Raw genomic sequence first — 24,156 nt, 5'->3', positions numbered from 1 at the left:
CTGTGCGGCGCAGGCCGGCAGGAAGTGATCAGTGCCTGACCATTTCCTGCGGGTCGGCATGCACCAGCACTTCGGCACGCGGGTAGCGCGCGTGGATGGCTTTTTCCACTGCCTCGCAATGCTCATGCGCCTGCGACAGGCTCATTTCGCCTGGCAGCTCCAGGTGCAACTGGACGAACCAGCGCGTACCGGAAACGCGGGTGCGCAGGTCATGGGTGCCGAGTACGCCAGGCACGGCGCATGCCAGTTCGTGCATCTGCGCGCTGACGTCGGCGGGCAGCTCCTCGTCCATCAGCACGGCCACCGCACCGCGGACGATGCTGATGGCGCTCCAGAAGATGTAGAGGGCGATACCGATGGCGAAGATTGCATCCATCTGCAGCCAGCCGAAGCGGGTCAGTAGCAGGGCGACGAGGATGCTGCCATTGAGCAGGATGTCGGAGCGGTAGTGCAGCGAATCGGCATGAATCGCCGTAGAGCCGGTTTCACGCACCACCTTGCGCTGGAAGGCCAGCAGGCCGATGGTCAGCGCCAGGGCCAGCAGCATCACGGCGATGCCGGCGCCTTCTGCTTCGAGTGGCTGTGGCGCCTGCAGACGCTCGAAGCCCTGCAAGCCGATGAGGATGGCGCTGATGCCGATGAACAGTGCCTGACCGAGCCCGGCCAATGCCTCGGCCTTGCCATGGCCGTAGCGGTGGTCTTCATCCGCTGGGCGCAGGGCGAAGTGCACGGCCACCAGGTTGATCAGCGAGGCGGCGCTGTCGAGCAGCGAGTCGGTGAGGCCGGCCAGCAGGCTGACCGAACCGCTCAGCCACCAGGCGATGGCCTTGGTCAGCACCAGGGTCAGCGCTACCGCCAGCGCGGCCCGGGTGGCCAGGCGCATCAGCCTGGCATGTTGCGGGTCGTGCATGGGTTCAGGCTGCCGGACGCAGGCCGTAGGCGGCCAGTTGCTCGGTGCTGCCGCTGTGCTGGATCAGACGCGGGTCATCCAGCGGCAACTGGTGACCGGTGCTGGTTTCGATCAGCGCCTTGAGCGCGAGCTGATCGACCTTGCCGTCTTCACCGATCAGTTGCTTGAGTTGTTGCGGGTCGACCTGAGCGGTCTGGCCTTCGGGCAGATAGATCGCGCCGGTGGCGAAGTCCACTGCGAAGGCGATCAGCCCTGGGATCACGTAGAACAGGATACCGACGGCGTTGGCCGCGGCGATTACCGGGTCGATCCGGCCTTCGATCTGGCCACGGCGGTCCGGATAGAAGATCGAGCCGCAGGCGGTCAGTTGAGTCAGCAGGGTCGCAGCGACGACGCCAGCGATGACACGGGATTTCGTGCGCATGAGCACCTCCAGAAAAAGTGGCGCAACTATATCAGTTCGCCATTGCAAAGCCGCTAGTCCGCGGTTGCCCATAAGACCGGTCAGGACGCTGGCGGTTCGCCGCGCGCGGCTGCTCTATAATCGCCGGCTCGTTGTGGAGATATGATGAACGCCCTGCCTATCGATGCCCTGTTGCCCGCCCTGCGCGAGGCCCTGAGCGAGCGCCATGAAGTGGTGCTGGAGGCGCCGCCCGGCGCCGGCAAGACCACCCGCGTGCCACTGGCCTTGCTCGATGCACCATGGCTGGCGGGGCAGACCATTCTCATGCTCGAGCCACGGCGTCTGGCCGCTCGTGCTGCGGCCGAGCGCCTGGCCAGCGAGTTGGGCGAGCGTGTCGGCGAGACGGTCGGTTATCGCATTCGCCTGGACAGCAAGGTCGGGTCGAATACGCGTATCGAGGTGGTCACCGAAGGGGTTCTCGCTCGTCGTCTGCAGGACGACCCGGCGCTGGATGGCGTCGGTTTGGTGATATTTGACGAGTTCCACGAACGGAGCCTGGATGCCGACCTGGCCTTGGCGCTGACGCTCAACGGTCGCGCCATGTTCCGCGCCGAGGATAGCGGTGAGGCGCCGCTCAAGGTGCTGCTGATGTCCGCCACGCTGGAGGGCGAGCGCCTGGCCACCTTGCTGGGTGATGCTCCGGTACTGCGCAGCGAAGGCCGCATGTTCCCAGTGGATATCCGCTGGGGCGCGCCGTTCCAGGCTGGCGAGTGGATCGAGCCGCGCGTGCTGCAGACGGTGCAGCAGGCACTGGCCGACGAGTCCGGCAGTCTGCTGGTGTTTCTGCCGGGGCAGGCGGAGATTCGTCGTGTGGCCGAGCAATTGGGCGAGGTGCTGGCGGGGCGCGAGGATATCCTGCTCTGCCCGCTGCATGGCGAGCTGGAGCTGAGCGCCCAGCGCGCCGCCATCGAGCCCGCACCGGCCGGCCAGCGCAAGGTGGTGCTGGCCACCAACATCGCCGAAACCAGCCTGACCATCGACGGCGTGCGCGTAGTCATCGATGCCGGTCTGGCGCGGGTACCGCGCTTCGATCCGGCCAGCGGCATGACCCGTCTCGATACCCAGCGCATTTCCCGCGCCTCTGCTACCCAGCGAGCCGGTCGTGCCGGGCGCCTGGAACCGGGGGTGTGCTACCGCTTGTGGTCACAGACTCAGCACGAGCAGCTCAGCGCCTATTCCGCTGCGGAAATCCTTGCGGCTGATCTCGCCGGCCTGGCCCTGCAACTGCTGCGCTGGGGGGTGACCCCGGCAGAATTGAGCTGGCTCGACCTGCCGCCAGCGGCCGCCTACGCCCAGGCTCTCGACCTGCTGGGAAGGCTCGGCGCGCTGGATGAGCGGGGTGCCTTGAATGTTCATGGCCAGGCCATGGCCGAACTGCCAAGCCATCCACGCATCGCCCATTTGCTACTACGCGGTCGAGCCTTGGGCCTTGGCGCATTGGCCTGCGACCTGGCGGCGCTGCTGGCCGAGCGCGATATTTTGCGTGGTCAGGGCGGTGCCGATCTGCACAGTCGCCTGGCTCTGCTCAGTGGCGAAAGCCGCGCCGGGCGTGGCGCGCAAGGCGGCGTGCAGCGCGCGCGGCAGCTGGCGAAGCAGTTTCAGGGAATGATCAAGAGCAAGCCGATCACTCAGGCAGTGAGCGACCCCGAGCATTCGCGCTGGCTCGGCTGCCTGCTGGCGTTCGCCTATCCGGATCGCATTGCCCAGCAGCGTCGTGCCGGTGGTGCCGACTACCGCCTGGCCAACGGTCGTGCCGCGCAGTTCGGCGAAGCCGATGCGCTGATGAAGCACGAATGGCTGGTGGTGGCCGACCTTGGCAGCCGCCAGGGCCAGCGCGAGGAGCGCATCTACCTGGCCGCCGAACTTGAGCCGGCGCTGTTTAGCAGCGTGCTGGCCGAGCAGGTGCAGGAACTGAACATCCTCGACTGGGACGAGCGCGAAGGCGTGCTGCGTGCCGAGCGCCAGCGCAAGGTCGGTGAACTGGTGCTGGAGCGCCAGGCGCTGGCGGCACTGGACGAAGAGGCGCGTGGCCGGGCGCTGGTCGGTCTGGTGCGGCGCAAGGGGCTGGAGCTGCTGCCCTGGACGCCTGAGCTGCGGCAGTGGCAGGCGCGGGTGGCGCTGTTGCGTGAGCTGGACCTGCAAGCGCAGGGGCAAAGCGAATGGCCGGACCTGACCGACGCCGCGCTGTTGGCCAGCCTCGAGCAGTGGCTGACGCCGTTCCTGGGCAAGGTCAATCGACTCAGCCATTTCGCCAATCTTGACCTGCCGGCGATCTTGCAAACGCTGCTGCCCTGGCCGCTGCCGCAACGCCTGGACGAGCTGGCGCCGCGTGCGCTCAGCGTGCCGTCCGGTTCGCGCATCGCCATCGACTACACGGAGAACCCGCCGGTGCTCGCTGTACGGCTGCAGGAGCTGTTCGGCCTGGCCAGCACGCCACGCATCGCCGGTGGTCGCCTCGGCCTCAAGCTGCACCTGCTGTCGCCGGCACGCCGCCCGGTGCAGGTGACCCAGGATCTGGCCAGCTTCTGGGCCAACACCTACCTGGACGTGAAGAAAGACCTGAAGGGGCGCTACCCGAAGCACTACTGGCCTGACGACCCCTTGATCGCCGAGCCGACGGCGCGGGCCAAGCCGAGGAAATGAAACGCTGATGCTGACCCTCGATGTCGGGCCCCTGGCCCTTGGTATGACTCATGTGCTGCTGTTCGGCAGTCTGCTTGCGGCGACTCTGGTGGGGTGGCTGATCGGTCGCCGCCACGCGGCCAATCCGGAACGTCAGCTGTTTCGCATGCTGCTGCTGGGGCTGTTGGTGGCGCGGCTGGCCTTCGTGCTGGTTTATGCCGAGTTCTATGGCGATGCGCCGTGGCGCGTGGTGGATATCCGCGATGGCGGTTTCATCGCCTGGCCGGGCATCCTCGCCGCGCTGGCGCTGGGCGCCTGGTATCTCTGGCGTCAGGCCAAACTGCGCCGCTCGCTGGGTGTAGCCATGAGCGTCGGGCTGGCCCTCTGGCTGGGTGGCAACGCGTTGTTGATGGCGCTGGAGCGGGGCACGCGTCTGCCCGACGTGCAGGTGCAGGATAGCGATGGGCGTACGCTGAATCTGCGCGACTACGCCGGGCAGCCGTTGGTGGTGAACCTGTGGGCCACCTGGTGCCCGCCTTGTCGGCGCGAAATGCCAGTGCTGATGCAGGCGCAGCAGCGCGAAACGGCCGTGACCTTTCTGTTCGTCAACCAGGGCGAGCAGGCGGAACAGGTCGCCGAGTTCCTGACCCGTCAGCAGCTACAGCTTAACAATCTGTTGTTCGACAGCCGCACCGAGCTCGGCAGTCTGGTGGGTTCGCGCGCACTGCCGACCACACTGTTCTACGACGCCGAGGGGCGCCAGGTGGGCAGCCATCTCGGCGAGCTGTCGCGGGCCAGCCTGGAACAGGCGCTTGGCGTACTGCGTGCAGATGGACAGTGAGATGCAGGCGCGGCTTGCGCTCAGCCCCACAGCAAGCCGCCCAGTTCACTCGGCACACGGCCGGTCCAGCGCTTGAATGAACGGCGGAAGTTGGTGATGTCGTTGAAGCCCAGGCGCTGGGCGACTTCCTCGTTACTGCAGCCTTTGACCTGATAGAGGTACAGCGCCAGTTCGCAGCGTGCCCGGTCGAGCTGCTCCTGGAAGTGGCTGCCGTGCTTGCCCAGCTTGCGCTTGAGGGTGGCCGGGCTGGTGGTGAAGGCCTCGGCGACGCGATCCAGGCTCAAGGGCTGATGGATATTGGCGCTCAGATAGGCATGCAGTTCGTCGAGCAGGCTGCTCTGCCAGCCCCAGGCCGCCAGCTGTTGCTCGCAGTTGTGGCGGGCGATGTGCGCGCCGGTGGCGCCGGCCTGCGGCCAGGGCTGCAGCAGGTACTCACGGGGCAGGCTCATGACCGTGGAGGGGCGTTTGAAACTCAGGTCGTCGCCGAGGTGCACCCAGTACTGTTCGACATGACGCGGCTCCGCGCAGGCGAACTGGAAACGCCAGGGCAGACGCTCATGTTGCTGACGCCGCGCCAGGGCGACCACAGCGGTCATGCTCGCTTCGAGCAAGAAGGGCAACTGCTCGCCGGCGCCGCAGCTGTCACGCCAGTACAGGTGCAGATAACGCTCATCCAGGTGCAACACCGGCGTCAGCAGCGGCGAGAGCAGCGCGCGGTAGCTGGCGATATCCTGCAGGGCCTGCAACAGGTGATCGGCCTGCTCCAGTAGCTGGCTGGCGGCGCCGAAATGGCCGGGCCACAAGCGTTGGCCGAACAGGAAGCTGCTGTCCGGCGCGTCCAGCAAGCGCCTGGCATTGGTGATCAGACGCAGGAACTGGATGGGGCTGATCAACGTGCTGCCCGTGACGATGTCCTCGTAGAACAGCTCGCAGCCGCGCAGCAGGTGATGGGTGTCGATGCCGCGCGAGCGCGCCAGGTCGATCAACACCGCAGGCAGATGATGCCCGGCGATGAAGCGGCTGTCGCACTCGTAGCCCATGGCGATCACGCGCTGCGCGCCAGGCGTGGTTTGGCCTTCGCCAGCGTCAGGTTGAGGCGCTTGAGCAACTGAGCTTCGTCCTCATCCAGTGCCATCACCGCGGCGACGGTGGCGCGCAGTTGCAGGCGCTCGCCATGACGCTGGCTGCGATGAGCGAGGCTGGCAACGCTCTGGCGCAGTTCGTCGGCCATGATCAGTGCCTGTTGTTCCCCGGTATTGGGCAGCACGGCGACGAAGCGGTCCCCCGCCAGGCGGCAGAGCATGTCCTGCTGGCGCAGGTTGAACAGCAGCAACTGGGCCACGACCTGGAGAACCTGGTCGCCTTCGGCCTGACCATAGCGCTGGTTGATCAGGCTGAAGTCGTCCAGATCGATGGCAATCAGCGAAAGCGGTTGCTGTTGCGCGCGGGCCTCCTGCAGCGCCTGTTGCAGATGCTGACGCAGGTACTGGGCGCCGGACAGCGGCGTGAGTTTGTCGAACAGGCGATGGTCGCGGTGCAGCTGCTCACGTTTGCGCATCTGCTCGCTGATGGCGCGTTGCTCCTGTTGCAGGTGATACATGCCCAGCGTCAGCAGCAACATACCCACCGGCATGGGGGCCGTCTCCAGCCAGTTGTCCCAGATGGCCTCGGCAGGCAAACGAATGAACTCGTCGAGGCTGTCCATCCACATCGAGAAGGCGGTGCAGCACAGGCCCAGCGACAGCAGGCGGGTGACGCGCCCTGCCGGGCGCCCGCGCAGCAGCATGATCAGCCAGCCGCAGAGAATCAGGCAGGTGCCGCCTTCGCCAGCGACATCCATCCAGTTGATCTCGGCCCAGGGCTTGATGTTGCCGGTCGCCAGGTAGATGAGCAGCCCTGCGTTGGCTGCCAGGAGCAGCCCCGCCAGGGTCAGCCCGTGCAGTTTCAGCAGTGCTTTCATGGTCGACTCTCCTTGCCGCCGTGGTCTGCGGCCCAGCATGGCAGAGGCAGGTATCATTTCGATGACAGTCATTTGTCCTTGGCCGTGCAGGGCAGGCCATCAGGGCCGCTGGTCTGGCTGCAGAAGCGCTCGGCCGGTTTCTCCAGGCGCGGCTCGTGCAAGTAGTTGTTGCCCTTGCTGTCACGCTGGATGTCGAAGGCGTCGTAGAGATGGTCATCGGCGCTGTAGGTGCGCACGCTCAGGCGGCTGCGCTCGACGCTGATGGTCTGGTACAGCTGGGTGTCTTCGGCGCTGCGGTCCGGCTGGCTGTGGGCGCGGTCGTTCAGGCCGTACATCTTCGAGCCAGTCACCGAGACCATATACACCGGGCCGATAGCCTGGTTGGCCTGTTGCGCCTGGTGTGTGGCATCGCGGCCGGCGGCGTGGGTCAGGCGGCTGTAGCAATGGTCGTGGCCCTGCAGCACCAGGTCGACCTTGTAGCGTTCGAACAGCGGCTGCCAGGTGCTCTTGAGTGGTTCGGTGTCTTCGGGGCGGGCGCAGGTGTAGATCGGCTGATGCATGACCACGATATTCCAGGTCGCCTGGCTTCGCTTGAGTGCGTTTTCCAGCCAACGCGTCTGCGTTTCCAGGGTGCCGAGGTCGAGGGCCGAAGTGCCGTCCAGCACCACGAAGCGTACGCCCTGGTAATCACTGACGTAACTGGTATGCGGCAGGCTATCGGCGCCGTTGCGCGGCACGGCGAACTGCGCGGGGAAGTGTTCGCCGAGCGTGCGGCTCTCACTGCCATCAGGCAGCAGGCTGTCGAGGTATTCGTGGTTACCAGCGGCCACCAGCTGCGGAATGGCTGCGTAGGCCCAGCCGCCGGCCTGGTTCCACTCACCCCACTCGTCGTCGTGGGCCAGGTCGTCGCGTGAGGCCACCAGGTCGCCTGCATGCACCATCAGCGCCGGACGGGCAACGCTGCGCAGCGCCTGGCGGATGGTGCGCGAGGCGACGTTGAGGATGTCGTTCTGCGCATCGCCCAGGTACAGGAAGGTGAAGGGGGCGAAAGCCTGTTTGGCGGTGCGGAACTGATGCCACTCGCTCCAGCCGGCACTGCCTTTGACCCGATAGACATAGGCCGTATCGGGGCTAAGCCCCTCCAGGCGCACCTGATGGTAGTTGGACGGGCCGTTCTCGGCGTCCAGGCGCTGGGTTTCACCGCTGCGCTGCTGAGCGTTGGCGACCACATGTGGGCCGGCCAGTGCCGGGCCGTATTCGAGCGTGGCGCTGTTCTGTTGCAGGTCGGTGCGGAAACTCACGGCCATTTGCGTGGCGGCGTCGGCGCCTGGCGTCAGCACGATGCGGTCCGCCAGATTGCCGGCGGCATAGGGCTGGCCGGGCGAACGGGGTACCGCTTGCTCGGCGTGGCTCAGGGAGGTGGTCAGTGCGGTGGCCAGCAGCGTGGCCAGCAGCAGGGGGCGAGACATGTGCGGTTTCCTTGGTTGAACGAAGTGCTTGGGGCGCCAAGGAAACAAAGGCGTATGACGGTTCGGTTACCGGGTAGGGGGTCGATTTGGCTCAGGGGATTTGTGCCGATAGAGGCGATTTTTTCAGGCTGGGTTAAGCAATAGCTGTTTTGCAGGCGTTGGCTCACCAGCGTTGTGTTGGCGGTTCTGGCGACACTTTTGACAGAGCTACCGCTATCGCCCGCAAGCGGGCTCCTACACAGGTTGCAGGCAGGTCGCGATCCTGTAGGAGCCGGCTTGCCGGCGATGCATTGGCGGCCTTGAGCGCATATTTAGTTGAGGGACTCTGGGCATCCTCACCGCGCACAGCGGGGGTCAATTCAGCTCAAAATTCACTGAAAAGCCGCGAAAAATGCTGCTTTCGAGGGGTATTGCGCAGGTGCTGTCACGCAAGTGCCACAAAGGATTTCTAGCTTTCGCAGCCATTGCCTGGTGTCGCCAGGGGCCATCGAAACGAGGGATTCAACGTGGCAAAGCCATTTCGTCATAGTCGTACAACCGGGTTCAGGGTCAGTCTGCTGGCGCTGGCCATCGCCGCGGTACCTGCCTGGGCGGAAGAGGCCGTCGAGCGTGTCGAGGTCATCGGCCAGGCCGCCAGCATCGACAAGGCGCTGCAGGAGCAGAAGCTCTCCGACAATATCGAGAGCGTGGTGCACGCCGATGCGGTCGGCCAGCTACCGGATGACAACGCCGCCGAAGCGTTGCAACGCATTCCCGGTCTGTCGGTGGAGCGCGATCAGGGCGAGGGGCGTTTCGTCAGCGTGCGCGGCATCGCCCCGGATCTGAACAGCGTATCGATCAACGGCACCCTGGTGCCGGCGCCCGAGGGCGACCGCCGTGCCGTGGCGCTCGACGTGTTGCCGTCGGAGCTGGTGCAGTCGCTGTCGGTGGTCAAGAGCCTGACCCCGGACATGGACGCCAACTCGCTGGGTGGCACCATCGAAGTGGAGAGCCTCTCGGCCTTCGATCACGATGGCCTGTTCTACACCTTCTCCGGCGAAGGCAGCCACGACACCAATGTCGACAAGACCAGCCCGAAATTCTCCGGCGCCATCAGCGACCGCTTCAGCTTTGGCGACGGCGTCGACAACTTCGGTGTGGCGGCGGCATTCAGCTGGCAGAAGCGCAAGTTCGGCTCGGAGAACGTCGAGACTGGTGGCGCCTGGGACTTCGATGATGGCGCGCGGCTCGAGGAGGTCGAACAGCGCGACTACGAGATTACCCGCGAGCGCACCGGCTTCGGTCTGAACTTCGACTACCAGCCGGACGACTATTCCAACTATTACCTGCGCACCCTGTACAGCAAGTTCAAGGACACCGAGACGCGCAACGCCGCCGGTGTCGAATTCGCGGATGCCCAGGGCTCGGGCGAGCGCGGCGACGCTGAAGGCTGGCGCGACCTGAAATCACGCCAGGACACTCAGGAAATCCAGTCTTACGTATTCGGCGGCGAGCGCATGATCGACCTGTGGACCATCAGTGGTCAGGCCGGTTACAGCCAGGCCACCGAGAAGGACCCCGGCGGCATCGCCGGTGCCGAGTTCGTCGGCGATTTCACCGACGTCGGCTTCGACGGCACCCACAAACCCCATCTCAGCGTCGGTGGTGCGTTCTACGACCCGGCATCCTTCGAGCTCGACGAGGTGGAGTGGGAAAAGGTCAGCGGCAAGGACAAGGAGAAGAACATCCGCCTGGATCTGGCCCGCGATTACGACCTGGCGGGCAATGCCGCTCAGGTGAAGTTCGGCGGCAAGCTCAGCCGTCGTGACAAGACCAGCGACACCGAGGTCTGGGTCTTTGATGACTTCACCGGGGTGGGGCTCGACGGCTTCCAGAGCGGTAATGTCGACTACTCGCTGGGCCGCTTTGGTAACGGCATCAGTGCCGGCGCTATCAAAGACCTGATCGGCGGCCTGGATCGCAATCAGTTCTATGACGAGGAAAATTCGCGCATCAATGACTTCGACATGCGTGAGGACATCAACGCCGCCTACCTGATGAACACCCTGGACGTGGACGACTGGCGCTTCATCGCCGGTGTGCGCTACGAGGGCACCGAGTTCGAGGCCAAGGGTACCGGCCTGCGCGACGGCGTGTACGAAGACAGTCACAGCAAGAACCGCTATGACCACTGGCTGCCGGGCCTGCATGCGCGTTATCAGCTGTCGCCGTCCACTGCGATTCGCGCCGCCTGGACCAACACCGTGGTGCGTCCGACCTTCGGTCAGCTGGCGCCGGGCTTTGCCATCGACGGCGCCGATGCGTCGTTCGGCAACCCCGATCTCAAACCGCTGGAATCGATGAACATCGACCTCGGTATCGAGCACTACATGGGTCGCGCTGGTGTGGTCTCGGGCTTCCTGTTCTACAAGGACATCGACAACTTCATCTACAACACCGACCTGGCCGGCACGGGGGACTGGGTTGGCTTCGACGAGGCCCTGAGTTTCGACAACGGTAGCGGCGCCAAGCTGTACGGTGTCGAGCTGGCCTACTCGCAGCAGTTCGATTGGCTGCCGGCGCCCTGGAACGGCCTGCTGCTGGGCGCCAACCTGACGCTCAGCCAGTCCGACGCGAGCATCGAAGGGCAGGGCGCCAAGCGCTCCATCGATCTGCCCAACCAGTCCGACACCGTGGGCAACTTCATGGTCGGCTGGGCGAACGATCGCTTCAACCTGCGCGTGGCCGCCAACTACAAGTCCAGCTACCTGTACGAAATCGGTTCGGTGCAAGACAAGCGCCACGATCTGTATGTCGATGACCAACTGTTCGTCGACATCAAGGCCGGCTACTTCCTCACACCCGAACTGCAGCTGACGGTCGAGGCGGCGAACATCACCGACGAGTCCTACTACGTCTATACCGGCAACCGCAGCTACAACGCCCAGTACGAGGAGTACGGCCCGACCTACAAGATCGGCCTGACCCTGACCCATTTCTGATGGCCCGGGTTTGAACTCCCGCTCCATAGGCGCCAGGGATTGGCGATTGAAAGGTAGATGCTGCCGGTTGGCTGAATGATGGTTGTAGGAGGGGCTTTAGCCGCGAGTTTTTGGCATCAGGATAAAAGCTCGCGGCTAAGGCCCCTCCCACATGATCGCCGCCATACCGCAGACAGTTTTTGAAAGAACGCAAACCTGTATACGGCGACCCGGAAAGAACTTCAGGTCACTGCAACCAGGCAATTGATCCAGGAAATTCTCAATCTATGCGACTGTTCAACCTGTCCCTGCTGGGGCTCTGTATCACCCTGGCCGCTTGCCAAAGCCATGATCGACAAGAGGCCGTCTTGGCGGTGCCGAGCGTCGTGCTGAGCGAAACGCTGATCGCCAGCGAAAACATCCAGTGGCTGGCGCCGCTGCCCTTTCTGCCAGGGGCCGAGCGCCTGCAGGTTAGCGGCAAGAGTTTGCAGGTCAGCGGCGCTGACGGGCGGGTGCTGAGCGAATTGCCGGGGCGCTTCGAAACCCTAGACCAGCGTGCCGATGCGAGCGGGCTGCTGGTCGCCACCCTCGACAAGAAGCGTCAGCAGGCGTTGCTGACAAGGCTCGAAGCCGATCGGCAATGGAGCGCGCCGCTGTACCTACCCAAGACCCGATTCGCCATCGAGGGCCTGTGCTTGTATCGCGATAGCGCACGCAACGACTTCCTGTTCCTGGTCGGTGAGGAGGGCATCGGTGAGCAATGGCTGGTGGCCGATAACGGTCGACCACTGGCTCAGCCGAGCCGGGTGCGCGCCCTCAGCCTGCCGCCGGAAAGCAGCTTCTGCCAGGTCGACGATCGCAGCGACAGTCTCTATGTGAACGAAGAAAACGTCGGCGTCTGGCGTTATGACGCCGCCGCTGAAGCTGCGCTCGTGCGCGAGCCTGTGGAGCTGGTGGCGCCCTTCGGTCAACTGCAGGCCTCGGCCGCCGGCATGGCGGTGCTGCCCGATGGCCTGTTGCTGCTGGATTCGGCTGCGGCCAATTTGCACCTGTTGCAGCGCCGCGCAGAACACTGGCAACGCGCTGGCGTGTTGCGTCTCGCCGGGCTCGATGAGCCGGAGCAGGTCAGTGCGAAGGCCACGGCCAAGGGCCTGGATCTGTTGCTGGTCGATGATGCCGGTGCACGCCGCGCGACGTTGAACTGGCAGCCCGAGGCGCAGGCGTCGCAGCCGGCGCTCGCGGTGCTCAAGCCGCTGGTACAGACCGATGGCGTACCCAGCCTGGGCGATGCCGCGGACGACCCGGCGATCTGGATCGACCGCGCGCACCCCGAGCGCAGCCGTGTGCTGGGCACCGACAAAAAGGGCGGGCTGCTGGCCTACGACCTGACCGGCAAACAACTGCAGGATCTGCGTGTCGGCCGCCTCAACAATGTCGACGTGCGCCCCGGCTTCCAGTTGGGCGAACGCCAGGTCGATCTGGCGGTGGCCAGCAACCGCGATCACAACAGTCTGCATCTGTTCAGCATCGACCCGGCCAGCGGCGTGCTCGCCGATATCGGCCAGATCGCCACGCCGCTCGCGGAAATCTACGGCCTGTGCATGTTCAAGGATCGCCAGGGCGCTATCCACGCCATCGTCAACGACAAGGACGGCACCTTCCTGCAGTACCTTCTGGGCAGCACCGATGGCAAGGCCAGCGGCCAACTGGTGCGCCGCTTCAGAACCGAGACGCAGCCGGAGGGCTGCGTCGCCGATGACCGCAACGAGCGCCTGTATATCGGCGAAGAGGATGTGGCGGTGTGGGCGCTGGATGCCCGCGCCGATGCATCGACCGCGCTGGAGCAGGTCATCGCCATCGGTGGTCCGCTCAAGGATGACATCGAGGGCCTGGCCCTCTACCACGGCAAGCAGCGCGATTACCTGATGATCTCCAGCCAGGGCAATGACAGCTACGTGGTGGTCGAGGCGCAGGCACCTTACCGGCTGCGCGGCAGTTTCCGCATCGGCCTGAACGCTGCGCGCGGCATCGACGGTGCTTCGGAAACCGACGGTCTGGAAGTGACCTCGGTCAATCTCGGTGGGCCCTGGAGCAGCGGTTTGCTGGTGGTGCAGGACGGCCGCAAGCGCATGCCCGAAGGCAACCAGAACTACAAGTACGTGCCCTGGACGGCGGTCGCCGCAGCCTTGGGCCTGGAGTGAGACGGACGGTATTGCGTCTGTCATCCAGGCGTAACGCCAGTGTCTTGAAATGTGAGCCATGCGGCTCGAGCCATTGAAGGAAATTCCGATGCAAAACCAAGCCCACCTCGAACACATGACCGTCTGGGGGCTGATCAGCGAAGCCAGCATCGTCGTGCAGGCGGTGATGCTCTGCCTGGTACTGGCCTCCCTGATCAGCTGGTATCTGATCGTTCAGCGCGGTGGCGTGTTGCGCCGCACCGAGCAGTCGGCGAAGCACTTTCTCAAGCGCTTTCGCACTGACGAGGTCGGTGCCCTGTATCGCGAAGGCATGCAGCAGGAGCTGCCCGCCGATGCCGCCCTGCAACGTATCTTCCTGGCCGGTTACCAGAGCTTCAACCAGCTGCAACCGCATGCCCCGGGCAATACGGATACGGTGCTCGATGGCGTCGAGCGCAGCCTGGCGGTGGCCATCGCCGAGCAGGAGGAGCGTCTGGAGAAAGGCCTGCCATTCCTCGCCACCGTCGGTTCGGTAAGCCCCTATATCGGCCTGTTCGGCACCGTGTGGGGCATCATGAACTCCTTCCTGGGGCTGTCGCAGGTGCAGCAGGCCACGCTGTCCACCGTCGCACCGGGCATCGCCGAAGCGTTGATCGCCACGGCCATCGGTCTGTTCGCGGCGATCCCGGCGGTGATGGCCTACAACCGTTTTTCGGCGCGCAGCCAGACCCTGATCGCCCGTTACTACGCCTTCGCCAACGAGCTGCAGGGGCGTTTGCATCGGCGTTTGAACGGCGCAGCGCCGAGCATGGCCGCAGCGGCTTGAGGAGGATTGAGCAATGCTGGTTCGACCGACGCACAAGCACGGCCTGAAGGCCGAAATGAACGTGGTGCCCTACATCGACGTGATGCTGGTACTGCTGGTGATCTTCATGGTCACCGCGCCGATGCTGGTGCAGGGGGTGCAGATCGAGCTGCCCAAGGTAGCCGCAGAAGCCCTGCCGACGCCCGGCGAGCAGCGCATCGTCACGCTCTCGGTGAAGGACGATGGCAGCTTCTACTGGAACCTTGGCAGCGAAGTGGACATCGAGACGCAGACCGACAGCGCAGTGAACAAGGAAGAGATGCGCGAAAAGATCGCCGCACTCGTCGCTGCCAGCCCGGACACTCAGGTTTACGTGCGCGCTGATCAGAACGCCGACTATGCCTCGGTGGTGGCGGGTATCGCGGAGCTGCAGCGTGGTGGCGTCAGCCGCCTGGGCCTGATCACCGAGGCGCCCTGAGATGAGCAGCCTGACCCTGGATATGCCCGCCCCACGCATCGTTTGGCCGGCCTGGCGTGAACATGGCCTGGCGCTGGCCAGCGCCGTTGCGCTGCATGCCGGCCTGGCTTACGTGCTGCTCAATCTGGCTCATCAGGCGCCGATGCCGACACCACTGGCCTCGGTGATCACCACTGAACTGATCACCCTGCCTGCGCCAGTGGTGGCGCCGCCTGCGCCCGTGGAGCCTGAGCCCCCTGCGCCCGAGCCGGTGCCACAACCGGTGGTCGAAACGCCGCAGGTGGAACAAGCCGATCTGGCCTTCAAACGGGTGGAGCAGGAGCGTCTCGAGCTGGCGCAGAAGCGTGAACGCGAACGTCAGCAGCGGCGTGAACAGGCGTTGCGTGAGGAGCGCCAGGCACGTGAAGAACAACAGCGCCAGGCGCAACTCGAAGAGCAGCGGCTGGCCGCGGCGCGTCAGGCCGAAGCCGAGCGCGTGGCTGCCGCGAATGCTGCCGCAGCGGCGCGCGCCGAAGCGCAGGCGGCGAGCCGCCAGTACCTGCCCATCGCCAAGCAGGCGCCGGACTATCCACCGCGTGCGCTGCAACGCAAGATCGAGGGCGAATGCACGGTGGCTTACACGGTGAATGCCGCCGGGCGCGTGGAAGATCCGCAGGTGGTCGGTGACTGCCACCCGTTCTTCGTCAAACCGTCGCTGGCGGCGGCCAAGACCTTTCGCTATCAGCCGCGCGTGGTCAACGGCCAGGCCGTGGCGGTGGCCAATGTGAAGAACACCTTCAGCTATCGCATTGAGTAGCTGTTGGCCATGCCTGTGCTTCAGGGCAACTGCAGGTCTGCGCCTTCGTCCTGCAACTGCTGGTAGGCCTCGTCGAGTGCGTCGCGCAGCGCTTCTGCATGCTCGGCGTGACGTGAAACGATCAGCTTGAGCGGCACGCGCTGCACCTCGACCGACGGCAGGCTGCTGATGCCCAGTTCACGTCTGGCCTGGTCCACCGGTGCCTGGTAGTCCAGCAGGTAGTCGGCGCGCTGGCGCAGCAGCATTTGCAGCGCCGAGGCATGGCTGGATGTGCGGTGCTGGGTGATGTTGCGGGCCGGATCTTGCAGCCAGTGGTTGATGTCCTGCCAGTAGCTGTAGCCGGTGATCAGGATGACTCCGCTGTCATGCAGGTCATCCGGTAAGTGGGGCCTGGGCGTGTCCTGGCGGTAGTACAGGTTAAGGATGATATCGCCTGGTGAGTGACGGCTCTCGAACGTGTGCCCTGCCAACTCGGCTTTGCCCGCTGCGCCGAACCAGAGCTGTATGCTGCCGTCGAGCAGGCCGTTGTACAGGCGCGCGCCGGGATAGGCGCGAAACTCTGCCTGGTAGCCCGCTTTTTCGAGCAGACGCGCGGTGAGGCGAACTCCGGAACCACTGGGATGACCCTGATCGTCGGTGTAGGAATAGGGTGGGAACTCGTAGTAGCCGACATGGATGCGTCGCTGGAAATCGACGGCATGGCTGGCAGGCAACCAGAGCAGAGTGAGCAGTAGCAGGTAGAAGCGTCTTGGCATGCGGATATCGCGGCTGTTTACCGTCTTGTCGTTCGGGAGCGCGTGCCCGCCGAGAATGGACAAGTCGTGGCGCTGTTGTCCAGCCCCGTCACGACTATTGCGAGGTAGGCAGAAAGAAACGCCCGATGACCGGCAGGTGGTCAGAAATCTGCAACGTGTCGTCCTGCCGTACCTGACTGGCCAGCGGCGTCAGGCGTGGGCTGTAGAACAGATAGTCGAGGGTGCGATCCGGGCCGCTGGCGGCGGGGTCGTTGGGGAAATGCGTATACCACCTGGCTTGGTCCACTCCGCTGGCCTGTAACAGGCTGGGGATCATCGGGTAGCGCCTGGCCATGTCCTGCAGCTCGCTGTTGGCGGCATACCAGCCGCGCTGGTCGACCGGCAGGCGTTCGAACTGGCCCGGCGGCAACAGATTCAGGTCGCCTCCCAAAATCCAGGGTTGCCCCGCCTGCTGCAGTTGTTGCAGCAGTTTGTCGGTCATCTGTACCTGGCGCTGCATGGTGTCCTCGCCCTGGGCGAAGGCATCGAAATGGGTGTTGATCGCCACCAGCTCGCCGCCACCACGCAGCGGCAGGTAGCTGACCAGCAGCGCGCGCTTGAGCTGGAACGGGCGAGTCAGCAGGTTGCTGGCCAGCATCGGCAACTGCAGGCGCTCGGCCCGGCTGATCTGAAAGCGGCTGAGGGTGCCCAGTTTCATGCCGACGCTGCCGAGAATCTGTGGGTGCGGTACGAAAGCGGACTTCCAGTAGAAGGCCTGACTGCTGCAGGGGTAGATATCGGCCAGGCGTTCGTGCAGCAGCGCCAACTGGTCCTGGTAATCGCTGGCCTTGGCGTTGTCGTGCAGTTCCTGCAGCAGCACGATATCCGGTTGTTCGTCCCGCAGGATGCGCTCCACTTCGTCCAGTGTTCGCGCCAGATCTTCGCTGCTCGGCCGCTCATCCGGACCGTCGCCGTTCGGCAGGTCGTACCAGAACACGTGCTCCTTGCCGGCGAGATATTGCACGTTCCAGGTCATCACCTTCAGTGCCTGGCCGGGCTGCAGCTGCGCGACCTGCCCGCTGCAGGACACGGGCGCGGTCTCTTGCGCTGCCGGACTCCAGGCCAGGAGATGGACCAGGAGTAGTAGAAGGCCGAGCAGCAAGGCAGCGAACAGGGGCAGGCGAATAAAGCGAGGCAGAGACATGGCAACGCGGGCGGCTATGCTGGAAGGAGGCGAGGATACCCGAGTGTGTCGGATCGGCCCAGGCATCTGCGGTCGATTGCCGAGCACTCGCCCGAGGATGGCGGTCGTCCGGGACGAGGAACGCCAGGCGTGAGCTGCAGTAACATGCTTCGAGCTTCGAAAGACGGTCTTATTGGTCGCCCTGAAGAAGGATGACGGGTGGCATCGGTCACACTGGGTTCCGGGAGCTGTACATGTATCGCAAGGTATTCGCCAACAAGGTATTCGACCGCAAGGTGGTGTTGATCAGCGGCGGCTGCGCGGGCATCGGCCGGGCGCTGGCCGTGCGACTGGCGCAGGCCGGAGCGCGTCTGGTGATTCTCGATCTGCAGCAGGCGGCGCTGGACAGCCTGGTGCAGCACCTGGCCGACCACCACAATGCCGAGGCACTGGGCCTGCTCTGCGATGTCGCCGACGCCGAGGCGGTGCAGCGTGCCGTGGCGCTGGCATGCGAGCGTTTCGGGGGTATCGATGTGCTGGTCAACAATGCCGGCATCACCCACCGCAGCACCTTCGCCGAGACGCGCCTGGACGTGTTCCAGCGGGTCATGGCCGTCAATTACTTCGGCGCGTTGCACTGCACCCAGGCGGCCTTGCCCAGCCTGATCGCCCGGCGCGGGCAGATCATCGTGCTGAGTTCTCTGTCGGGCATCGCGCCACTGCTCTATCGCAGTGCCTACAACGCCAGCAAGCATGCGCTGCACGGGCTGTTCGAGACCTTGCGTTTCGAACTCAAGGGTTCGGGTGTGAACGTGATGCTGGTGTGTCCCGGGTTCACCGCGACCGATCTGCGCAAGAACGCGCTGGTCGGTGACGGCTCGGTCGCTGCCCAGCCACCCTTGGCAATGGGCAAGGTCGCGTCGCCGCAGGACGTCGCCGATGCCATCTATCAAGGCGCGCTCAAGCGCAGGCGGTTGCTGGTGCTGTCGAATGTCGACTGGCGGGCGCGGGTGCTGGCGCGCTTCTTCCCACGGTTGTTCGAGCGTGTGCTGCTACCGCGCCTGTCCGGCCTGAAACCGCGGGATTCAGGGAGTCTCTGATGCGCATCTGGCTGCTGGCCCTGCTCCTGCTGGCGCCTCTTTGCCGGGCCGAAGAAGCGCAATCGCTGCGCGTGATGACCGATCTCTGGCCGCCGTTTCGCATGATCAGGGACGATGGCCAGTTGCAGGGGCTGGATATCGATTTGCTCGAGGAACTGTCGCGTCGAACCGGCCTGCGTTTCGACGTGCAGCGTGCGCCGTGGGCGAGAGGCCTGGCTGCGTTGGAGCAAGGCACTGCGGACATGATGACCGGTCTGGCCAGGACGCCGGAGCGTGAGCGTTACATCCAGTATCTCGATGTCCCTTACTACGCCTGTTCACCCCGTCTCTACGCCAGTCCGGTGCAGGCCATGCGCCTCAGGGACTATTCGGCCTTGCGTGGGTTGCGTATCGGTTATGTGCTGGAGTCCGTCTATTTTCAGCCATTCGACGACGATCAGTCGCTGGACAAGGTCGGCGTGAGCAATGAAAGCCAACTGCTGGGCATGCTGGTGCGTGGTCGTATCGACGCGCTGGTAGGGACCGATTGTCAGGTCGACTATGCACTGCTCGACCCCCGGTTCGCCGGCCGTATCGTCAAGGCGGCCTATGACCCCGAGACGCGTACCGACCTGTACATCGGTTTTTCGCGCAAGCGTCTGGAGCGCATGCCGCAGTTGGCGGCTGCACTGCAAAGCCTGCTGCGTGAGGGGTGGGTCGCCAATGCCGCCCTGCGCTATCAGCCCAGGGTCGCACATCAGTGACAGCCCGTTGCCTCAGTCCTGTTCGGGCTGCGGCAGCAACGCCATGTCCCAGAAGGCGGCTTCGATCTTGTGGCCATCCAGATCCCTGACGAAGCATCCGTAGTACGGCTCGCCATAGTCCGGGCGTGGACCTGGCAGGCCTTCGTCGCGGCCACCGGCTGCCAGCGCGGCCTGGTGAAAGGCATGCACCGAGGCTTTGTCCGGGGCGACGAAACCGAAGTGAGTGCCATTGCCGAGTGTGGCGGCCTGGCCGTTGACCGGTGTCTGCACCCAGAACTCCGGGAATTCGCGACCGAAAGCCACCGCCCCAGGGTGACGCATGATCTCCCGGCAGCCCAGGGTTGCCAGCACCTTGGCGTAGAAGGCGCTGGCGGCGGCGAAGTCGTTCGTACCGATGGAAACGTGGGACAGGATGCTCGGGTTGCTGTCGCTCATGGCGCGCTCCGCGTGGGGCAAAACAGCAAGACTAGCAGGTGGTTTTTCAACGACCTGTCAGTCGTTGTTCTCCGGCGCTGCCGGTCGCTCGGGTTCGAGCAGCATGAACAGGCGGAACAGCACCACGATGGCGAACAGCTGGAGGAAGCCATTGCCGGCCTGGTGCAGCACCCAGAGCAGGGTGTCGCTGTGGTTCGGCTGCGTCCACCAGTCGAGCAGCCACAGCGGCACCAGTACGTTGGCCAGGCAGGCGAAGACTGGCCAGAAGCGGCCCTCGGTCAACGCGAAGCTGGCCTGCAGGGCGCGCAGCGGCGGCTCCTGGCGCAGCACCAGGATCAGTTCGGAGAAGGCCAGGCGCATCATGATCCAGATACCCGGTACGATGAACAGCGACAGACCGAGCATGATCGCCAGGGTGCTCAGGCCTGTCATCAGCGCAAAACTCGGCCATAGCTGCAGGCCGGCGGCGAACAGTTTGCCGCCATCTGGCGTTTGTCCGTTGCTGCGCGCATGCAGAAAGAGGATCAAGGGCGCGGCATACAGCGGGTAGAAGAGCACGCCAAGCAGTACGCCGTAGGCCGGGTTGGCCTCTGCGCCGAGCTGGGCTGCGAGGATCGTCTGGGCGATGGCCTCGAGCAGTAACAGGGGCAGGGTGAGGCGGGCGATTGCTGCCAGGTTGTGGCTGGAGAAAAACCAGGCGTCGCGCAGGATGGAAAGCGGGTTCATCGACAGGCTACCGAATGACTGGGCATCAGCACTCTGGCTGGTTGCCGGGAGAGGTTCAAGGATACTCCAGTTGCGCGTTGGGCTGCGCGGCCAGCAGGCGTGGCAGCTCGCTGCCCGGTACCTCTAAGGTCAGCTCGGGCGGGCCGGGCGAGTAGAGCAGATAGTCGCAGGCGAGCACCGCGCGGTCGATCAGCAGGGTGATGCTGGCGTCATGGCCGAACGGGCAGGCGCACATTGGCACGCAGCCAGTGAGTGCGGTCAGTTCTTCGTCGCTGGCAATGCGCGGCCGGCTGCCGAGCAGCGCCTTGAGTCTGCCCCAGTCGGCCCGGGCGCCTTCGACGGTGACCAACATGGCATGACGTTGTGCGCCTATACGCAGGAACAGACTCTTGCTCTCCACCCCACGCAGGCCAAAACGCTGGCGCACGGCGTGGGCGGTGGGATAGTCGAGTACGGCTTCGTGTTCGACCAGGCGATGCTGGATATCCAGGCGTTGAAGCAGGTCGAGATTGCGTTGGCAGAGGCTGGCTAAAGGTGTCATGCGTCAAGGATAGGGGCTGCAGCGCACCCAGGCCAGTCTCGGACGCGTCCGCTGGCCGGCTCTGGCATACTGGCGCCTTCGTTGCCCGTACGAGGACTCCCGGTGAAGAAGATCGCCGTATTCGCCGATGTGCAGAACCTCTATTACACGGTGCGCCAGGTGTATGGCTGCCACTTCGATTACAGCGTGCTGTGGGCCGAGGTCAGCCGCCGTGGCGTGATCGTCGAGGCCTACGCTTACGCCATCGACCGCGGCGATGCCAAGCAGCAGCAGTTCCAGCAGATCCTGCGCAAGCTCGGTTTCACCGTGAAGCTCAAGCCCTATATTCAGCGCAGCGACGGCTCGGCCAAAGGCGACTGGGACGTGGGCATCACCATCGACGTGCTGGATGCCGCCGAACGGGTCGACGAAATCGTCCTGGCCTCCGGCGACGGTGACTTCGATCTGTTGCTCGAACGCGTGCGCAGTCGGGGCGTCGAAGCCATCGCCTTCGGCGCGCCGGGGCTGACGGCGCAGTCGCTGATCCGCGCGGCCAGTCTGTACGTGCCCATTGAGGGCGACCTGCTGTTGCGCAATCACTGAGGTTTTACGTGGAATCCATTGCCGTCATCGACTTCGAAACCACCGGCGTGTCGCCGAATCAGGCGCGCGCCACCGAGATCGGTGTGGCGATCATCGAAGACGGGCGCATCGTCGACCGTTACCAGAGCCTGATGCACAGCGGCGCCTGGGTATCGCCCTTTATCGAGCAACTGACAGGCATCAGCAATGCCATGTTGCGTGATGCGCCGCCGTCCGCGCAGGTGATGAACGAGGTGGCCGACTTTATCGGCGAGCGGCCGCTGCTGGCGCACAATGCCTCATTCGACCAGAAGTTCTGGGATGCCGAGCTGGCGCGTGTGCGACGTCGTCGTTCGCAACCTTTTGCCTGCTCGCTGCTGCTCTCGCGCCGTCTGTTGCCGGAAGCGCCAAGTCACAAACTGGGCAACCTCAACGCCTGGGCCGGGTTGCCCGACACAGGGCGTGCCCACCGCGCCCTGGCCGATGCCGAAATGGCCGCCAATCTGACCCTGCACCTGTTTGGCCTGCTGCGCGAGCGGCATGGGCGGCAGGCCGATCATGCCTTCCTCTGCCAACTGCAGAGCCTCTCGGCGGCCAAGGTACGGGCGCTGCTGGCGGCGGGCTAGCGCTGCGCGGTTTGTAGGAGCGGCTTCAGCCGCGAGCGTTTATCGCGGCTAAAGCCGCTCCTGCAGGTGGGGAAAGGGTAAACTGCGCGCCTGTTCCCATTGCCTCGCCGGTTGCCCCATGACTTTCGCCTCCCTCGGTTTGATCGAGCCCCTGCTGCGCACGCTCACCGAACTCGACTACCAGACCCCGACCCCGGTGCAGAGTCAGGCCATCCCGGCCGTGCTCAAGGGCCGCGACCTGATGGCGGCGGCGCAGACCGGCACCGGCAAAACCGCCGGCTTTGCCCTGCCACTGCTGCAGCGCCTGACTCTGGAAGGTCCGCAGGTGGCGAGCAACTCGGTGCGCGCGCTGGTGCTGACGCCGACCCGCGAGCTGGCCGAGCAGGTGCTGCAGAGCTTCCAGGTCTACGGCCAGCACCTGCCTTTGAGCAGCTACGCGGTGTACGGCGGGGTCAGCATCAACCCGCAGATGATGAAGCTGCGCAAGGGCGTCGATGTACTGGTGGCCACCCCGGGGCGCCTGCTCGATCTGTACCGGCAGAACGCGGTGAAGTTCGCCCAGCTGCAAACCCTGGTGCTGGACGAGGCCGACCGCATGCTCGACCTCGGCTTCGCCCGCGAGCTGGACGAGCTGTTCAGCGCGCTGCCGAAAAAGCGCCAGACTCTGCTGTTCTCCGCGACCTTCTCCGATGTGATCCGGCAGATGGCCGGCGAGCTGCTGCGCGACCCGCTGTCGGTGGAAGTCAGCCCGCGCAACGCCGCGGCCAAGAGCGTCAAGCAGTGGCTGATCCCGGTGGACAAGAAGCGCAAGAGCGAGCTGTTCCTGCATCTGCTGCAGCAGAAGCGCTGGGGCCAGGTGCTGGTGTTCGCCAAGACGCGCAAGGGTGTCGATCAGCTGGAGCAGGAGCTGCTGGCCATGGGCGTGGCCGCCGACTCGATCCACGGCGACAAGCCGCAACCCAGCCGCCTGCGCGCGCTGGAGCGGTTCAAGGCCGGCGAGGTGCAGATTCTGGTGGCCACCGACGTGGCCGCGCGCGGGTTGGATATCGACGACCTGCCGTTGGTGGTCAACCTCGACCTGCCGATCAACGCCGAGGATTACGTGCACCGCATCGGTCGTACCGGCCGCGCCGGCAGCACGGGCGAGGCGGTGTCGCTGGTGTGCGCCGATGAAGTGGAGCTGCTCGCCGCCATCGAACGGCTGATCCGCCAGGTGCTGCAGCGCCGCGAAGAGCCGGACTTCATCCCCGATCACCGCGTCCCGCAGACCACCATCGACGGCCAGGTGCTGAAGAAACCGAAGAAGCCCAAGCAGAAGCTGATCCCCGGTGCCGGCGCGGCGAAAAGCGCCGGCAAGGGCAATATCCACCTCGGCCGCTGGTTCGAGGAAGAGGACAGCAAGCCCAAGGCCAAGGCCGTGCGCAAGGTGCCGAGCTTCGGCAGCAAGCCCAAAGGCGGCAAGAAGTAGCGTTGGCGGGTTGCACCCGCCCTACGGGGACACAAACTGTAGGGAGGGGGAACCCCGCCAGTCACGTAGCCTGGATGAAATCCGGGGGAGCGCTCGCGGCTAAAGCGGAATGCCGCCCAGCCGCTCCCACATGACAGTGCACGGCCCGTGGGAGGGGCTTTAGCCGCGATAGAACCTAGGGCGCTCAGATGTTCTGCCCGATCCGCCAGAGTACGCCGCTGGGATCGAACACGATGAACTCACGGATGCCCCATGGCTGGTCCTGCGGCGCTATCAGGCGCGTGCCGAAACGTTCGTCCAGGCGCGCCGCCCTGATCTGTTGCCACCAGTCGTCGACGGCTTCCACCAGCAGATGCATGACGAAATTCTCCGCCTGTTCCTTCACGTAGAAGTTTTGCAGCAGGAAGGCGCAATTCTCGCCATGGCTGAAGTAGGCCATCTGTTCGTCCGACCAGCCTGGCCGAAAGCCCATGGCCTGGTAGAAATCCTTGCTCAGGCTGAAGTCCCGCGCCGGGACGAAGGTTTTCAGTTCGACGCTTCGCAGCATGTAAATTC

At 64.8% G+C, this 24,156-nt stretch carries 23 protein-coding genes; 12 read left to right on the top strand and 11 right to left on the bottom strand.

The window, feature by feature from the left end; translation table 11 throughout:
• Window positions 1-28: 28 nt before the first annotated feature.
• Window positions 29-910: a cation diffusion facilitator family transporter gene (locus ACJRW5_RS19485; protein ID WP_484572143.1), complete on the bottom strand. Its 882-nt coding sequence runs from the start codon at window positions 908-910 to the stop codon at window positions 29-31.
• 4 nt (window positions 911-914) lie between these two features.
• Window positions 915-1,334, bottom strand: coding sequence for a polyribonucleotide nucleotidyltransferase (locus ACJRW5_RS19480; RefSeq protein ID WP_484572142.1), 420 nt, complete (start codon window positions 1,332-1,334; stop codon window positions 915-917).
• Between the two features lie 144 nt (window positions 1,335-1,478).
• On the opposite strand from ACJRW5_RS19480, the gene hrpB reads away from it, so the two are divergent.
• Window positions 1,479-4,016, top strand: a complete 2,538-nt coding sequence (hrpB, locus tag ACJRW5_RS19475) for an ATP-dependent helicase HrpB (RefSeq protein ID WP_484572141.1) — start codon at window positions 1,479-1,481, stop codon at window positions 4,014-4,016.
• Between the two features lie 7 nt (window positions 4,017-4,023).
• Complete coding sequence (locus ACJRW5_RS19470; protein WP_484572140.1) at window positions 4,024-4,836, top strand: prolipoprotein diacylglyceryl transferase family protein; 813 nt, start codon at window positions 4,024-4,026, stop codon at window positions 4,834-4,836.
• A gap of 20 nt (window positions 4,837-4,856) precedes the next feature.
• On the opposite strand, the gene ACJRW5_RS19465 is transcribed toward ACJRW5_RS19470, so the two are convergent.
• The 3 genes from ACJRW5_RS19465 to ACJRW5_RS19455 form a co-directional block, all read right to left on the bottom strand.
• Entirely contained in the window at window positions 4,857-5,876 is a 1,020-nt protein-coding gene (locus ACJRW5_RS19465; protein WP_484572139.1) for an AraC family transcriptional regulator ligand-binding domain-containing protein, read from the bottom strand.
• A 5-nt stretch (window positions 5,877-5,881) separates the two neighbouring features.
• Window positions 5,882-6,796, bottom strand: coding sequence for a GGDEF domain-containing protein (locus tag ACJRW5_RS19460; protein ID WP_484572138.1), 915 nt, complete (start codon window positions 6,794-6,796; stop codon window positions 5,882-5,884).
• 68 nt (window positions 6,797-6,864) lie between these two features.
• Window positions 6,865-8,265, bottom strand: coding sequence for a purple acid phosphatase family protein (locus ACJRW5_RS19455; RefSeq protein WP_484572137.1), 1,401 nt, complete (start codon window positions 8,263-8,265; stop codon window positions 6,865-6,867).
• 506 nt (window positions 8,266-8,771) lie between these two features.
• Between ACJRW5_RS19455 and ACJRW5_RS19450 the strand changes: the two genes are divergently transcribed.
• The 5 genes from ACJRW5_RS19450 to ACJRW5_RS19430 all read left to right on the top strand — a co-directional run bounded on the left by ACJRW5_RS19450 (window position 8,772) and on the right by ACJRW5_RS19430 (window position 15,484).
• Window positions 8,772-11,246, top strand: coding sequence for a TonB-dependent receptor (locus tag ACJRW5_RS19450; protein WP_484572136.1), 2,475 nt, complete (start codon window positions 8,772-8,774; stop codon window positions 11,244-11,246).
• Window positions 11,247-11,512: 266 nt separating this feature from the next.
• Window positions 11,513-13,426, top strand: coding sequence for a phytase (locus tag ACJRW5_RS19445; RefSeq protein WP_484572135.1), 1,914 nt, complete (start codon window positions 11,513-11,515; stop codon window positions 13,424-13,426).
• Window positions 13,427-13,514: 88 nt separating this feature from the next.
• The gene (gene tolQ / locus ACJRW5_RS19440; RefSeq protein WP_484572134.1) at window positions 13,515-14,231 is read left to right on the top strand and encodes a protein TolQ; all 717 of its coding nucleotides are present in this window, start codon (window positions 13,515-13,517) and stop codon (window positions 14,229-14,231) included.
• Window positions 14,232-14,244: 13 nt separating this feature from the next.
• Entirely contained in the window at window positions 14,245-14,688 is a 444-nt protein-coding gene (gene tolR, locus ACJRW5_RS19435) for a protein TolR (protein ID WP_484572133.1), read from the top strand.
• Between the two features lies 1 nt (window position 14,689).
• The gene (locus tag ACJRW5_RS19430) at window positions 14,690-15,484 is read left to right on the top strand and encodes an energy transducer TonB (protein WP_484572132.1); all 795 of its coding nucleotides are present in this window, start codon (window positions 14,690-14,692) and stop codon (window positions 15,482-15,484) included.
• Window positions 15,485-15,504: 20 nt separating this feature from the next.
• On the opposite strand, the gene ACJRW5_RS19425 is transcribed toward ACJRW5_RS19430, so the two are convergent.
• Window positions 15,505-16,239: a substrate-binding periplasmic protein gene (locus tag ACJRW5_RS19425; RefSeq protein WP_484572131.1), complete on the bottom strand. Its 735-nt coding sequence runs from the start codon at window positions 16,237-16,239 to the stop codon at window positions 15,505-15,507.
• A 94-nt stretch (window positions 16,240-16,333) separates the two neighbouring features.
• Entirely contained in the window at window positions 16,334-17,422 is a 1,089-nt protein-coding gene (locus ACJRW5_RS19420; protein ID WP_484572130.1) for an endonuclease/exonuclease/phosphatase family protein, read from the bottom strand.
• Window positions 17,423-17,655: 233 nt separating this feature from the next.
• On the opposite strand from ACJRW5_RS19420, the gene ACJRW5_RS19415 reads away from it, so the two are divergent.
• Window positions 17,656-18,501, top strand: a complete 846-nt coding sequence (locus tag ACJRW5_RS19415; RefSeq protein ID WP_484572129.1) for an SDR family oxidoreductase — start codon at window positions 17,656-17,658, stop codon at window positions 18,499-18,501.
• Window positions 18,501-19,244: a substrate-binding periplasmic protein gene (locus ACJRW5_RS19410; protein ID WP_484572128.1), complete on the top strand. Its 744-nt coding sequence runs from the start codon at window positions 18,501-18,503 to the stop codon at window positions 19,242-19,244. The genes ACJRW5_RS19415 and ACJRW5_RS19410 overlap by 1 nt, the downstream gene beginning before the upstream one ends.
• 12 nt (window positions 19,245-19,256) lie before the next feature.
• On the opposite strand, the gene ACJRW5_RS19405 is transcribed toward ACJRW5_RS19410, so the two are convergent.
• Genes ACJRW5_RS19405 through ACJRW5_RS19395 form a run of 3 tightly spaced genes read right to left on the bottom strand, consistent with a single transcriptional unit; the run spans window position 19,257 to window position 20,946 of the window.
• Complete coding sequence (locus ACJRW5_RS19405; RefSeq protein WP_484572127.1) at window positions 19,257-19,679, bottom strand: VOC family protein; 423 nt, start codon at window positions 19,677-19,679, stop codon at window positions 19,257-19,259.
• A gap of 57 nt (window positions 19,680-19,736) precedes the next feature.
• The gene (locus tag ACJRW5_RS19400; protein WP_484572126.1) at window positions 19,737-20,405 is read right to left on the bottom strand and encodes a YciC family protein; all 669 of its coding nucleotides are present in this window, start codon (window positions 20,403-20,405) and stop codon (window positions 19,737-19,739) included.
• Between the two features lie 55 nt (window positions 20,406-20,460).
• Window positions 20,461-20,946: a YbaK/EbsC family protein gene (locus ACJRW5_RS19395; RefSeq protein ID WP_484572125.1), complete on the bottom strand. Its 486-nt coding sequence runs from the start codon at window positions 20,944-20,946 to the stop codon at window positions 20,461-20,463.
• A gap of 102 nt (window positions 20,947-21,048) precedes the next feature.
• Here ACJRW5_RS19395 and ACJRW5_RS19390 point away from each other — a divergent pair, with 102 nt between their 5' ends.
• The 3 genes from ACJRW5_RS19390 (at window position 21,049) to rhlE1 (ending at window position 23,601) form a co-directional block, all read left to right on the top strand.
• Window positions 21,049-21,528, top strand: coding sequence for a LabA-like NYN domain-containing protein (locus tag ACJRW5_RS19390; RefSeq protein ID WP_484572124.1), 480 nt, complete (start codon window positions 21,049-21,051; stop codon window positions 21,526-21,528).
• Window positions 21,529-21,536: 8 nt separating this feature from the next.
• A complete protein-coding gene (locus ACJRW5_RS19385) occupies window positions 21,537-22,133 on the top strand; it encodes a 3'-5' exonuclease (RefSeq protein ID WP_484572123.1) in 597 nt (198 codons plus the stop codon).
• Window positions 22,134-22,251: 118 nt separating this feature from the next.
• The gene (gene rhlE1 / locus ACJRW5_RS19380) at window positions 22,252-23,601 is read left to right on the top strand and encodes an RNA helicase RhlE1 (protein ID WP_484572122.1); all 1,350 of its coding nucleotides are present in this window, start codon (window positions 22,252-22,254) and stop codon (window positions 23,599-23,601) included.
• 184 nt (window positions 23,602-23,785) lie between these two features.
• Here the strand turns inward: rhlE1 and ACJRW5_RS19375 are convergent, their stop codons facing one another.
• Entirely contained in the window at window positions 23,786-24,148 is a 363-nt protein-coding gene (locus ACJRW5_RS19375; protein ID WP_484572121.1) for a VOC family protein, read from the bottom strand.
• Window positions 24,149-24,156: the final 8 nt, after the last annotated feature.

The organism is Pseudomonas pichavaramensis (assembly GCF_050473265.1).
GTDB lineage: Bacteria > Pseudomonadota > Gammaproteobacteria > Pseudomonadales > Pseudomonadaceae > Aquipseudomonas.
Note: the sequence above shows the minus strand (reverse complement) of the source record. Positions and strands in the feature narration are given on the sequence as shown.